General features: G+C 72.0%; 11 protein-coding genes. 4 read left to right on the forward strand and 7 right to left on the reverse strand.

Going from position 1 to position 13204, the window contains the following annotated elements:
* Nucleotides 1-169: 169 nt before the first annotated feature.
* Genes AB0D31_RS24560 through AB0D31_RS24575 form a run of 4 tightly spaced genes read right to left on the reverse strand, consistent with a single transcriptional unit; the run spans nt 170 to nt 4913 of the window.
* On the reverse strand, nt 170-1261 hold the full coding sequence (locus tag AB0D31_RS24560; protein ID WP_362726918.1) for a hypothetical protein: 1092 nt from the start codon (nt 1259-1261) through the stop codon (nt 170-172).
* 15 nt (nt 1262-1276) lie between these two features.
* Nucleotides 1277-2224 carry an N-acetylneuraminate synthase family protein gene (locus tag AB0D31_RS24565; protein ID WP_362726921.1) on the reverse strand — a complete coding sequence of 316 codons (948 nt, stop codon included), beginning with the start codon at nt 2222-2224 and terminating at the stop codon, nt 1277-1279.
* A gap of 11 nt (nt 2225-2235) precedes the next feature.
* The gene (locus AB0D31_RS24570; RefSeq protein WP_362726924.1) at nt 2236-3534 is read right to left on the reverse strand and encodes an acylneuraminate cytidylyltransferase; all 1299 of its coding nucleotides are present in this window, start codon (nt 3532-3534) and stop codon (nt 2236-2238) included.
* The gene (locus AB0D31_RS24575; protein WP_362726926.1) at nt 3534-4913 is read right to left on the reverse strand and encodes a DUF6716 putative glycosyltransferase; all 1380 of its coding nucleotides are present in this window, start codon (nt 4911-4913) and stop codon (nt 3534-3536) included. Before AB0D31_RS24575 ends, AB0D31_RS24570 begins: the two co-directional genes overlap by 1 nt.
* A gap of 188 nt (nt 4914-5101) precedes the next feature.
* Here AB0D31_RS24575 and AB0D31_RS24580 point away from each other — a divergent pair, with 188 nt between their 5' ends.
* The 3 genes from AB0D31_RS24580 to AB0D31_RS24590 all read left to right on the forward strand — a co-directional run bounded on the left by AB0D31_RS24580 (nt 5102) and on the right by AB0D31_RS24590 (nt 9017).
* Entirely contained in the window at nt 5102-6133 is a 1032-nt protein-coding gene (locus AB0D31_RS24580) for a glycosyltransferase family 2 protein (RefSeq protein ID WP_362726928.1), read from the forward strand.
* The gene (locus AB0D31_RS24585) at nt 6133-7506 is read left to right on the forward strand and encodes a polysialyltransferase family glycosyltransferase (RefSeq protein ID WP_362726931.1); all 1374 of its coding nucleotides are present in this window, start codon (nt 6133-6135) and stop codon (nt 7504-7506) included. The genes AB0D31_RS24580 and AB0D31_RS24585 overlap by 1 nt, the downstream gene beginning before the upstream one ends.
* A 386-nt stretch (nt 7507-7892) precedes the next feature.
* Nucleotides 7893-9017, forward strand: coding sequence for an acyltransferase (locus tag AB0D31_RS24590; protein ID WP_362727007.1), 1125 nt, complete (start codon nt 7893-7895; stop codon nt 9015-9017).
* Here AB0D31_RS24590 and leuE read toward each other — a convergent pair.
* The 3 genes from leuE to AB0D31_RS24605 all read right to left on the reverse strand — a co-directional run bounded on the left by leuE (nt 9004) and on the right by AB0D31_RS24605 (nt 12045).
* Nucleotides 9004-9672: a leucine efflux protein LeuE gene (leuE, locus tag AB0D31_RS24595; RefSeq protein WP_362726934.1), complete on the reverse strand. Its 669-nt coding sequence runs from the start codon at nt 9670-9672 to the stop codon at nt 9004-9006. The genes AB0D31_RS24590 and leuE overlap by 14 nt on opposite strands.
* Before the next feature lie 106 nt (nt 9673-9778).
* Entirely contained in the window at nt 9779-10363 is a 585-nt protein-coding gene (locus AB0D31_RS24600) for a Uma2 family endonuclease (protein WP_362726937.1), read from the reverse strand.
* Between the two features lie 101 nt (nt 10364-10464).
* Complete coding sequence (locus AB0D31_RS24605; protein WP_362726940.1) at nt 10465-12045, reverse strand: methylmalonyl-CoA mutase family protein; 1581 nt, start codon at nt 12043-12045, stop codon at nt 10465-10467.
* 206 nt (nt 12046-12251) lie between these two features.
* Here AB0D31_RS24605 and AB0D31_RS24610 point away from each other — a divergent pair, with 206 nt between their 5' ends.
* Nucleotides 12252-13148 (forward strand): L,D-transpeptidase family protein, encoded by an 897-nt coding sequence (locus AB0D31_RS24610; RefSeq protein ID WP_362726942.1) that lies wholly within the window; start codon nt 12252-12254, stop codon nt 13146-13148.
* Nucleotides 13149-13204 lie beyond the last annotated feature (56 nt).

The following is a 13204-nucleotide window of genomic DNA, read 5'->3' on the forward strand; positions in this document are numbered from 1 at the left end:
AAGGTGTTTCGTCCTTCAGCCCGATGCGGGGCAACGAGCGTCCGGCTGGGGCTGCCCGATGCGGGGCAACGGGTCTCCGGCTGCGGGGCCGCCCGGTGCCGGGCAACGGGTCTCCGGCTGCGGGGCCGCCCGGTGCCGGGGAGCGGGAGTTCCCCTGCGCGAGATCCGCTCAGGCCGCCACCGTCGCCAGTCCGTGGGCCTTGCGCGCCGCCCCGGTAACCCCGTCGAGGAAGCCCTGCGCCCGGGGCGAGGCCCGTTCGGTGAGCCAGCGCGGGTCTATGTCGCAGACCACGACGGTCACGCCGGTGCCGGCTAGCGCGAGCGGCAGGGTGTGGACGACGGTGGAGGGGAAGCTCAGGACCGTACGGCCGATGGGCCCCCGGCGTGCGATGAGTTCGAGCGGCAGGTCGGGCCGGACGATTTCGAGTCCGGTCCGGGCGTGCAGGGTGTGCAGTTTGTCGGCGGACTCGCGGCGGTGCGCGAAGTAGCGGGTCACGCCGTGTGTACGGGCCAGCTGGGCGACCGCGTCGAGATAGCTCTCGGGGTCGACGACACCGGTCTCCACCAGCGACGTTCCCACCAGGTCGGCGCCCTTGGTCAGCCGTGGCGGGCCGAAGTGCGCCCGGGTCCAGCCGAAGGTGTTGGCCGTGACCGTGACGCCCTCGGGTGCCTCTATCGGCATCGCGCTGAACACCTCGACGGCGCGCCGCCGCGCGGGGGTGAGCCGGCGCCGGGCGACGGTGGCGACCGGCGCGAACAGGAGCTCGCGCGCGCCGGCCCTGCTGCCGCGCCGGTGCCAGCGCACCAGGCGCTCCCCGCGGGCGAGTTGGGAGACGAACTCCATGGTCGCCGTCCCGTCGTCGACGACCACCAGGTCGCGGGCGCGGGACACGGTCAGGAGCAGCTGTACGTAGCGCGAGAAGGGGTCGCCCATGACGATCCGCTCCGCGCGCCGCAGCATCGGGGCGAGCCCGGCCACGGTGTGCAGCGGGGCGGTGAGCCCACCCCTCGCCTCCTCCCACCGCACCGTCGCGCCCGCGTCACGGGCCAGCTCCGCCATCCGGCGCAGCTGGCCGCGCGACATGGGGTCGGTCGGCGAGAGCACCACGACGGTCAGGCCCGCAAGGTCCGGTGCGAGCGACCGCTGCTGTGCGGGTACGCCGTCGAGCAGCGGGCCCGGCGCATGGGCCCACTCCAGGACGTTGAGCAGCTGGACCGGGCTCTCCACGAAGGCGACGGTCGCGGTGGTCTCCCGAGGCACGGCGGGTACGCCCCCTCAGACCGCGGCCGGAGCGCGGTCCCCGGTGCGCTCCGCGCTGTCGGCGGACTCGGCCTGGGCGACGACACCGGCGACGCGGCGCAGCTTCTTCATCGGGGCGAGCTCGGAGTCGTAGACCTTCTTGACGCCGTCGCCGAGCGCCGCCTCGATGGTGCGGATGTCGCGGACCAGGCGGGTCAGGCCGCCGGGCTCGACGGACGCGGCCTGGTCGGAGCCCCACATCGCGCGGTCGAGGGTGATGTGGCGCTCGACGAAGGCGGCGCCGAGCGCGACGGCGGCGAGCGTGGTCTGCAGGCCCGTCTCGTGGCCGCTGTAGCCGATGGGCACGTTCGGGTACTCGGCCATCAGGCTGTTGATCACGCGCAGGTTGAGCTCCTCGGCCTTGGCCGGGTAGGTCGAAGTGGCGTGGCAGAGCAGGATGTTGGCGCTGCCGAGCACCTCGACGGCGTGGCGGATCTGCTGCGGCGTGGACATGCCGGTGGAGAGGATGACGGTGCGGCCGGTGGCGCGCAGCGCCCGAAGCAGCTCGTCGTCGGTGAGCGAGGCGGAGGCCACCTTGTGGGCCGGCACGTCGAACTTCTCCAGGAAGGCGACGGCCTCGGTGTCCCACGGGGAGGCGAACCAGTCGATGCCGCGCTGGGCGCAGTGCGCGTCGATGGCGCGGTACTCGTCCTCGCCGAACTCCACCCGGTGGCGGTAGTCGATGTACGTCATCCGGCCCCACGGGGTGTCCCGCTCGATGTCCCACTGGTCGCGCGGGGTGCAGATCTCGGGGGTGCGCTTCTGGAACTTGACCGCGTCGCAGCCGGCGTCGGCGGCGGCGTCGATGAGGGCGAGCGCGTTGTCGAGGTCGCCGTTGTGGTTGATGCCGATCTCGCCGGTGATGTAGACGGGGTGGCCCGGACCTGCGGTGCGGCTGCCGAGGGTGCGCAGACGGTTGCTCATGGGTGGGTTCCTTAGCTGTGCTGGGGTGTGGTGGGGGGCCCTGCGGGGGTGCGGTGGGGCTTGGGGTCCGGCGCGAGTGGTGGGGTGTGGTGGGGCTGGGGGTCGGGCGGGAGCAGTGGGGTGCGGTCGAGCTCGGGTCCGAGGAGCCAGGCGGCGATCTCGCGGATCGCCCCTTCGCCGCCGGGGGCGGCGGTGACGGCGCGCGCGGCGGCGCGCACCGAGTCGTGGGCGCTCGCGACGGCGACGGGCCAGCCGGCGAGCGCGAAGCAGGGCAGGTCGTTGACGTCGTTGCCGGCGTAGAGCACGCGCTGCGGGTCGACGTTCTCGTCCTCGCACCACTGCTTGAGTGCGAGGTCCTTGCGGTCGATGCCGTGCAGGACGGGGATCTTGAGCTTGCGGGCGCGGGCGGCGACGACGGGGTTCTGCTCGGTGGAGAGGATGAGCAGCTTCAGACCCGCGCGGCGCAGGGCGGCGATGCCGAGGCCGTCACCCCGGTGCACGGCGACGAGTTCGCGGCCCTCGGAGTCGATGAGCACCCTGTCGTCGGTCTGGGTACCGTCGAAGTCGAGGACGACCGCGTCGACGTCGTCGAGGGCGGGGGCGGGGGCGCGGTCGACGAGGGGGGCGAGTGCGCGGGCCCGCGCCAGGTCGTGCGGCTCGTCGATCTCCAGGACGCGGGCCGGGTCGGTGCGGACCAGCGCGGTGCGGCCGAAGAAGCGGTGGCGGTGGGTGCGGAAGCCGGCCGCGTCCATGGCGTAGGCGGCCCCCGTCTCCAGGAAGTCCTGGGGCCGGTCCTGGCGGCGCGGCCGGACCGACTTGTCGTGTCCCATCCCCTGCCCGCAGGCGGCGCCGTCCTCGATGGACTCGCGCCACAGGAAGCCGTGGAAGGGGGCGACGGTGACGGCGGTGTCGGCGCCGTCCTCGACGACCGCGCCCGCCACGCCCTCGACGTCCTCTCGGGTCAGGAACGGGCTGGTGCACTGCACGAGCAGCACGGCGTCGGTGCCCGGGTACGCGTCGAGGGCGTGCAGCACGGCGGCTTCGCTGGAGGCGGTGTCACCCGCGATGGCGGCCGGTCGGACCACCACGTCGGCGCCGGCCGCGCGCGCCGCGGCGGCGATCGCCGGGTCGTCGGTGGAGACGGCGACATCGGTGACGTGGCGGGCGGCGCGGCAGGCGAGCACGACCCGCACGACGAGCGGGACACCGCCGACGGGCGCGAGGTTCTTGCCGGGTACGCCCTTGGAGCCGCCCCGCGCGGGGATCACGGCGAGGACCCTCCGGGCGGGGGCGGCGGTCGCTGCGCTCATCACAGTTCTCCCATCCGGCGGATCACGGGCGCGACCCGCTGTACGCCGTGGCGGTAGGCGCCGCGCGCCGCGTCGCGCACGGCGTCCCTGATCCACCGGCGCAGGCCGGTCGGTTCGTGCGCGGGGGCCGCGCCCGGCAGCGGGGTGCCGTCGGGAGCGAGGTGGTGCCGGGCGAGGATGCCGGGCAGATAGCCGGGTGCGGTGGTGGCGGTGTAGTACGGGATGATCGGTGGCAGGCTCTCCTGCCCGAGCAGCGCGTCAAGGCGCGCGCGGGCGTGGTCGAAGGCGCGCTGGTAGGCGTCGCCGGTGGCCACGCCCTGGGCGGCGAGCCACGCCTCGTCGGGCGCGGGCCGGTGTCCGGCGTCGAGCCGGTCCCAGGAGGTGAGGCAGCCGGAGCCGAGGAAGTGGTGGTTGCCGAGGAGCTCGCGTACACCGAGGTCGGTCAGGACGGCGGTCGGGACCGAGCGGTGCAGGGATTCGAGCGCGGCGGTCGAGGAGACGGTCACCAGGAGGTCGGTACGGTCCAGGAGTTCGCCCATGTTTCCGTACGCGAGACGGAAGTTGGGCGGCAGGTCCAGGGAGCGGGTGAGCCGCTGGTAGGGGTGTTCCTCGATGTGGGTGGTGTGCTCGCCGGGCTTGGAGCGCAGCTTGAGGACGACCTCGCGTTCCGGGTGGCGCCGGGCGTGTTCGACCAGGCGGCGCAGCAGGTACTGCCGGTCGGCGCGGCTCTCCGGCACGGAGGGCTGGGCGGCGAAGACGACCATGTCGCGGGCGGGCTCGGCCCGGTAGGGGGCGCCGCCGAGGAAGGGCAGGGCGGCCTCGGTGACCGCGGCGGCGTCGGCGCCCACGCCCTCGTACACCGCGCGGAACCGGTCCGCGTCGTGGCGGGAGTTGGCAAGCACGATGTCCGCGCCGTGGCGCAGCAGCAGGCCATCGGCGAGCTTCTCGTAGACGACGCCGACGTAGCCGGTGACGACGACGGGCCGCCGCGCGTGCCCCCGCCACCGGGCGGCGAGCCCGTGAAGCGCGGCCTGCGCGGCGCCGCCGACGAGCGCGAGCACGATCACGTCGTACGCGCCGTCACCGGCACCGCTGTCCCCCAACCCCGCGGCGTGTTCCAGGAATTGCGCCATCGTCACTTCGCGCAGGCTGTCCGCGTCCGCTCCGACCTCGTCGAGCTGACGGGGGGTGGGGGTGGCGCGGCCGCGCAGCAGGAAGCCGTCGAGGTCGGGGGTGGGGGCGGCGGGCCGGGGTGCGGCGGTGTCGGTCCCGGGCACCTGTTCGGCGAGACGGCGCGCGGTGAGCGCGCCCCATTTCCACCGGGTGTCCGAATCCGCGAGAACCGCGATCCGCAGCCGTGAGTCGGTACGTGATGGCACGCCGTAGAAACTAGGAAGCCCACCGGATTCGCGGCCCAACTAAGCTGCAACAACGGGTTAACAGCGTGACTACGAAAGGCGTGCGGGGCAATCGCACGGGCCGGTTAACGGTCCCGCCTTTCTTCGTTCACCCGGCATCCGGACGCCGGACAGGACGCAGGACGCGCGGCGCCCCTAGCGTCACCGCCGTGGTCAAGCTCTCCGTCATCGTGCCGTTCTACAACGTGCGCTCCTACGCACCCGACACCCTGCGAAGTCTGCGCGCGAACACCCGCGACGACTTCGAGTTCCTGCTCGTCGACGACTGCTCGTCGGACGGCACGGTCGAGCTGCTCGAGCGCGCCGAGCGCGAGCTGCCCGGGGCGGTGCTGCTCAGACACGAACGCAACGGCGGCCTCGCGACGGCGCGCAACACGGGCCTCGACGCGGCCCGCGGCACCTATCTGGCCTACCTGGACGGCGACGACTGGGTGGCGTCCGGATACTTCTCCCAACTCCTGTCCTCCATGGAGGAGTTGGGCTGTGACTTCATACGCACCGACCACGTACAAGTGACCGGTACGGAGCGTACGGTGCACCGCGTGCCGCACGGCCGGCGCGGCGAGGTGATGTCGCCGCGGGACGCGATCCTGCCCGCCACCCGCTCCACCTCCGTGGACTACGCGTACGCCTGGGCCGGGATGTACCACCGCAGGCTCGTCGACCGCGGCCTGCTGCACTTCACCGACGGGCTGCGCACCGCCGAGGACCGGCCGTGGATCTGGCGGCTGCACCGCGAGGCGGAGTCGTTCGCCGTCACGGGGCAGCTCGGCGTCTTCTACCGGCGTGGCGTCGCGTCCTCGCTCACCCAGATAGGCGATGTGCGCCAGCTCGACTTCATTCGCGCCTTCGACCAGGTCATCGAGGAAACGGCGAAGGACCGTGACGCCGCCGAGCTGCTCCCGAAAGCGGTACGCACGTACTGCGCGATCATTTCCCACCATATGAGCAGCATCGAAAGGTTCGAACCTGCCGTGGCCCGAAAACTGCGGTCCCTGACCGCGGGTGCCCTGAGGCGGCTGCCGCAGGACCACCTCAAGGACGCGCTGAATTCCATGGATTCCCGCCGCGCCGCCCGACTGCGGCGACTGCGCCGCCGGCCGGCGGGGGCGTCGGCAGGCGCATCGGTGGGGGCATCGGTGGGGGCGCCTGTCGGAGCGTCGGCGGGGGCGGTCGTCTGATGGCCACGACACCGGGTCCGCGCGGTCCGCGCACGACACAGATCTTCGCCGCATCCACGCTGTACGGGGTGGCCACGCTCGCGGCCGCGCTGGACAGCGGCTGCTTCGCGCCGGCCTATCGGCGACTGCTGCTCCTCAGCAACAACGCGTACGCACCGGAGACGACGGCGCCGCTCGACACCCTGCCGGGGTTCGAGCGGCTGCGGGGCCGCTTCGACGGCGTGCTCTCGTGGAACGACACCATCGCCCCCTTCCACCCCGCGGGCTGGTCCCCGCGTGCCGACGACACTCCGTTGTGGGAACGGCAGTTGAGGACGCTGTGGGAGCTCGGCGACGACCGGATCGAGCTCGCCCTGGAATCCATCCAGGTGAACCCGGCACAGGCGGTGGCCCAGCTCTTCCCCGACGCGCCGATCACGGTGTACGCGGACGGCCTGATGACGTACGGCCCGACACGCAACAAGCTCGACCCGCTGATCGGCGGCCGGGCGCGCAGGGTGCTCCACCTGGACCTGGTGCCCGGGCTCAAGCCGCTGCTGCTCGGCGAGTTCGGAGTGCCGTCCGAGCCCGTGGCGACCGCCGCTTTCCTCAAGGTGGTCAGTGAACTCGCCGTCGACGAGGTCGAGTTGGGGATGCCGGCCGATGGCGAACCGGTGGCGCTCCTGCTGGGCCAGTACCTGTCCGCGCTGTCCATCCTCACCCCGGAGCAGGAGGAGCGGCTGCATCTGCGGATGGTGCGGGGCGCTGCGGCGCGCGGGCACCGCCACCTCGTGTTCAAGCCGCACCCCTCGGCGCCGGCCGCCGGGTCGGAGGCGCTGGCGCGCGAGGCGGCGGCGCTCGGCGTCCAACTGACCGTTCTGGACCGCCCGTTGCTGGCCGAAGTCCTGTACGAGCGGCTCTCCCCGGCGCTCGTGGTGGGCTGCTTCTCCACGGCGCTGCTCACGGCGTCGGCGTTCTACGGGCTTCCGGTCGCGCGGGTCGGCACCGAGCTGCTCCTGGACCGGCTCGCCCCGTACCAGAACAGCAACCGGGTGCCGGTGACCATCGCGGACGCCCTGCTTCCGCCCCTGGAGCAGGGCCCGGACGCGCCGCCCGTCGACCTTCCCGGGCTCCTCGGCGCGGTGGGGTACGCGATGCAGCCCGAGCTGCGGCCGGATCTGCGCGGCGCGGCCGAGCGGTACCTCGCGGGGTCGCTCTCCGCCTACACCTGGCGGTACTTCAAGCGGCGGCGGCTGACGGTGCTCGGGCTTCCGGGCGCGGTGCCGGGTCGGCTCGGCTTCGTACCGCGCAACGCGACGGTACGCAGGCTCGCCCGCCGCGCCCGCGCCCTGGCCCGCAACCGCACCCTGGCCCGCACGCCGGCCCGGCGCTGAGGCGGGGGTCCCCGGCTGGGCGATGGTCGTGGGCCCCGCGCGCCCTCCGCCCGGGGCGAGGGTGACGGTGGTGATCGTTGAAAGCCCTTGATTTCAGGCGGGGTTGACCTCTGTACCCGGCCGGCCCGCCCCCGTGCACCAGCCGCGGCCGCCCCGGAAATCGACGTCCGGGCAAACGCGTCGCGGTGTGAGATGAACATGGCGCGTCGGGCGCGGGAACTCGCGGGCCGCGGACCGTTTTCCGGTCCTCGGCGGTCCTACTCTGTCGACGCCGCGGCTCACCGGGCCGCAACGGAACGCCGGGCCAGAGGAGAGCCGTGACCAACACCCTGCCGCGGGTCCGCACCGAGGGCGGCGGGCCGCACCAGGCGACCGCGCACACACCGGTGGCGGCCCCCGTCTCCCGGCTCCGCGCGCTCGACGGGCTGCGTCTGATAGCCGCCCTGATGGTCGCGCTGTACCACTACGGCGGGCGCTCCGGTGACATCAGCAGGGGGTGGGGCGTCTCCCCCAAAAAGCTGTTCCCCGCCACCCACGAGTGGTTCTCCTACGGCTGCCTCGGGGTGCAGATCTTCTTCGTCATCAGCGGCTTCGTCATCTGCATGAGCGGCTGGGGGCGTCCGCTGCGCTCCTTCTTCGCCTCGCGCGTCTCTCGGCTCTACCCCGCGTACTGGGCGGCGCTGATCATCATCACCGCCGTGTTCGCGCTGCCCTGGGTGGTCTACAAGACCGTCACGCCCAGCGAGTTCGCGGTGAACCTGACCATGCTGCAGACGCCGCTCGGCGTGCACCGGGTGCTCGGGGTGTGCTGGACGCTCTGGGCCGAGCTGCGCTTCTACGCCCTGTTCGCCGTCTGCGTCGTGCTGCCCGGCGCGACCCGGCGCCGCGTGGTGCTGTTCTGCGCGGGCTGGACCCTGGCCGCCGCACTCACCGCCACGGCCAAACAGCCGTTCCTGGACGCTGTGTTCATGCCCCAGTACGCGTCCTTCTTCATCGGCGGCATGGGCCTGTATCTGCTCCACCGCAACCGGCGTGACGTGACCGCGTGGGGCATCGTCGCCGTCAGCTGGGCCATCGGCCAGCACTGGGCGGTCGCGGGTTTGTGGCACAAGCCGAACCCGGCGGCGTTCTCCAACCGGCACGCCTCGGTGATCATCGTGATCGTCACGCTGGGCTTCGTGCTGGTCGGCGCGATCGCGCTCGGCCATCTGCGGTGGGCGAACTGGCGCTGGCTCACCGTGGCGGGCGCCCTCACCTACCCGTTCTACCTCGTCCACGAGCACCTGGGCTGGGTCGTCGTCGGCGTACTCCACCGCGGCCTGCACATCCCCGCACCGGCCACCTTCGCCCTCACCATCGCCTCGATGCTGCTCCTGGCATGGCTGCTCAACCGCTACGTGGAGCGCTGGGCGACACCGCTGCTGCGCGGGGCGCTCGCCCGGCGGACAGCCACCCCGGGGACGACCACCCCGCGGACCACCACCACCCCGGGGGCGGTCACACCCCGCTGAGTGACAGCTTCACCGCGAAGCCGAGGAAGAGCGCACCGGCCGCCGAGGCGGCGCCCGCCGAGAGCCGCTTGCGGCGGCGGAACGCGGCCGCGAGGCGGGTGCCGCTGAATATCAGCGTCGACAGATAGAGGAAGCTGCCGAGCTGCAGCAGCGCGCCGAGCAGCAGGAACGACAGCGCGGGGTAGGCGTAGTCGGGCCGCACGAACTGCACGAAGAAGGAGATCATGAACAGGATCGCCTTGGGGTTGAACAGGCTCAGCATCAGCGCCCGCCGGTAGGGGCGCTCGCCCGCCGCCGCCTGCGCCGCGCCGGCCCGCTCCGTCTTGTCGTGCTGGTCATTCTGGTCGTGCCGGGAGCGCCACATCGTCACGGCCTGCCGCAGCATGCCGAGCGCCAGCCAGCTCAGATAGCCCGCGCCCGCGTACTTGACGACGGCGAACAGCACCGGCGTCGTCTGGAGCAGCGAGGCCACGCCGAGCGCGGAGAGCGTCATGAGCACCGTGTCACCGGTGAAGACACCGGCGGCGGCCGCGTACCCGGTGCGCACCCCGCGGCGCGCGGCGACGGACAGCACGTACAGCGAGTTCGGCCCCGGCAACAGGACGATCAGCGCCACGCCGGCAAGGTAAGTCGGAAGATCGGTCACACCCAGCATGCGGCCGAGTGTCGCACGCGGGTACGACAGCGGGCACCCGGGTTTCACGGAGCGGAACAGCGCGTTCCGCCGGGGTCGGGGTGTGCCCCGCGCGGCCGGAGCCTCGTCAGTCTCCGTCCCCGTCGAGCAGGACGTCGACGGGCAGCTCCAGGTCCACCCCGACGGACTGCGGCAGGACCACGGTCGCACCGCGTCCGTAACGCGAGCGGGTCCGGTAGGTGTCCCCCACGGGGTCGGTGAGGACGAGGACCTCGTCGTGCTTGCGGTCGGCGATGACGTACACCGGGATGCGAGCCTCGGCGTACGTCTCCGCCTTGGTGACAAGGTCATTGCCCCAGTTGGAGGACGTCACCTCAAGGACGAGGCGGAAGACGCTCGCGGCGTAGCAGTTCTTCTGGACCAGGGCGTCCTTGTAGTCCGTATCGACGATCGCCCAGTCAGGCTCGGCGTAGTCGTCGGGGCCCGTACCGAGCCAAACACCGATGCCTTGGAGCGACTTGGCACCCCTGTCCCGGCCCCCGGCCTGCCTGAAGAGGTAGGCGATCTCGTCCAGAGCCTCTTGATGCGGACCATCCGGCGGTGGTGTCGCGACGATGCTCCCCTTGAGGACCTCCACGCGATGTCCGGGCAGCGCCTCCGCGAGGCGGTCGGCGGCTTCGCCGATCGTCATCTCGTTCAGTATTACGGCCACGGCATCCTCCATTCGGGAGACCACTCTCCACCGAGAGTAACCGGAGGCGTCCCGCTTCCGCCTCCGGTCACCCCTTCGGGGGGCTCATCGCGCCGGTCTCCTCAGAACGTGTCCGTCGGCACGTACGTCCCCCACACCTCGCGCAGCGCGTCGCAGACCTCGCCCACCGTGGCGCGGGCCTTGAGCGCGTCCTTCATCGGGTACAGGACGTTCGCGTCGCCCTGCGCCGCCTTCTTCAGCTCGGCCAGGGCCGCGTCCACCGTCGACTGGTCGCGTCCGGCGCGCAGGGCGGCGAGGCGGGCCGCCTGCTGGGCCTCGATCGCCGGGTCGACGCGGAGCGGCTCGTACGGGTCCTCGGTCTCGCTCCGGAAGCGGTTGACGCCGACCACGACGCGCTCGCCCGCATCGGTCTCCTGGGCGATGCGGTAGGCGGAGCGCTCGATCTCGCCCTTCTGGAAGCCGTGCTCGATCGCGTCGACCGCGCCGCCCAGATCCTCGACGCGTTCCATCAGCGCGAGGGCGGCCGCCTCGACGTCGTCGGTCATCTTCTCGACCACGTACGACCCGGCGAAGGGGTCGACGGTGGCCGTCACATCGGTCTCGTACGCGAGGACCTGCTGGGTGCGCAGGGCCAGGCGCGCGCTCTTGTCCGTCGGCAGGGCGATCGCCTCGTCGAAGGAGTTGGTGTGCAGCGACTGGGTGCCGCCGAGTACGGCCGCGAGGCCCTGGACGGCGACGCGGACCAGGTTGACCTCGGGCTGCTGGGCGGTGAGCTGCACGCCCGCGGTCTGCGTGTGGAAGCGCAGCATCAGCGACTTGGGGTTCTTCGCGCCGAACTCGTCCCGCATCACCCGGGCCCAAATGCGGCGTGCGGCACGGAACTTGGCGACCTCCTCCAGGATCGTCGTACGGGAGACGAAGAAGAAGGAGAGGCGCGGCGCGAAGTCGTCGACGTCCATGCCGGCGGCGACCGCGGTGCGCACGTACTCGATGCCGTCGGCCAGCGTGAAGGCGATCTCCTGCGCGGGCGAGGCGCCGGCCTCGGCCATGTGGTAGCCGGAGATCGAGATGGTGTTCCACTTCGGGATCTCGGCCTTGCAGTACTTGAAGATGTCGGCGATCAGCCGCAGCGAGGGCTTGGGCGGGAAGATGTAGGTGCCCCGCGCGATGTACTCCTTCAGCACGTCGTTCTGGATGGTGCCGGTCAACTGGTCGGCGGGGACGCCCTGTTCCTCACCGACCAGCTGGTACATCAGGAGCAGCAGCGCCGCCGGGGCGTTGATCGTCATCGACGTCGAGACCTTGTCGAGCGGGATGCCGCCGAACAGGACGCGCATGTCGTCGACGGAGTCGATGGCGACGCCCACCTTGCCCACCTCGCCGGAGGCGATCGCCGCGTCGGAGTCGTGGCCCATCTGGGTCGGCAGGTCGAAGGCGACCGAGAGACCCATGGTGCCGTTGGCGATGAGCTGCTGGTAGCGGGCGTTGGACTCGGCGGCCGTGCCGAAACCGGCGTACTGCCGCATGGTCCAGGGGCGGCCGGTGTACATCGACGGGTACACGCCGCGCGTGAAGGGGTACGCGCCGGGCTCGCCGAGCTTCTCCGCGGGGTCCCAGCCGGCGAGGGTGTCCGGCCCGTAGACCGGCTCGATGGGCAGACCGGATTCAGTCTCGCGCGCCATGTGCTGTGCCTCCCGTTGGAGTTCCGCTGCTTTATTACTCACTGGTACCCACACCCTCGCGACGGACTGTAGCGGCGGGCGCGCCCAGGGTGGACAGGCGCACGCTGGGAGCTTGCTCACAACTTTCGCGATGCGATCGCCCGCTTTTGCAACCGTCCGGCGCGGGAATCTGTCTCTGGGGACACAGAGAATCAGGGGGGCGACCGATGCGCCGGAACCACCACACCACCGTCATAGCCAAAACCCTCGCCGCCACCGCCGTCGTCGCGGTGGCCGCCGTCGGCTGCGGCCCACAGACCGTCAAGCCCGCATCGGGCGCTCCGGCTGCCCCCGGATCGCCCTCGGCCCCCGCGGCCTTCGCGTCCGCCTCGCACTCCCCCTCCGCGTCGGCCTCCACCGACGACAAGCCCGCGGCCGCGCCCAGCGCGTCGGCCGCCACCGCCGCGAAGCCCGCGGCCAAGCCCGCGCCCAAGGTGTTGATGGCGAACGGCTCCAAGGGCGCCCAGGTCAAGGAGCTCCAGGCCAGGCTCGCCCAGATCGGCTGGTTCGACGACACCCCGACGGGTACGTACGGCGCCGCGACGACCGCCGCGGTGAAGGGCTTCCAGGGCAAGCGCGGGCTTCCCGCGACGGGGAAGACCGACAGCGTCACCTGGGACCGGCTGCTCGGCATGACCACCAAGCCCACGGCGCAGGAACTGGCGGGCAGGGCCGTCAACAAGCCGGCCGCCAAGCTCGACCCGCGCTGTATGACCGGCCGTGCGATGTGCATCAGCAAGACGAGCCGCTCGCTGTCCTGGGTCGTCGACGGCAAGGTGCAGTCCACGATGGACGTGCGCTTCGGCTCGCAGTACACGCCGACCCGCGAGGGCGTCTTCAAGGTCTTCGAGAAGAGCCGCAACCACGTCTCGACGATCTACCACACGGCCATGCCGTACGCGATGTTCTTCAGCGGCGGCCAGGCGGTGCACTACTCGTCGGACTTCGCGGCCCGCGGCTACAACGGCGCGTCGCACGGGTGCGTCAACGTCCGGGACAAGGCGAAGATCGCGGCCCTCTTCGACCAGGTGCGCAACGGCGACAAGGTCGTCGTCTACTGGTGAGCGGATGCTCCCTGGCCGGTCGGTGAGGGGGGCGCGGGCGGGACCGTGCTCCCTGG

It is taken from the genome of Streptomyces sp. NPDC048361, from assembly GCF_040651795.1.
GTDB lineage: Bacteria > Actinomycetota > Actinomycetes > Streptomycetales > Streptomycetaceae > Streptomyces.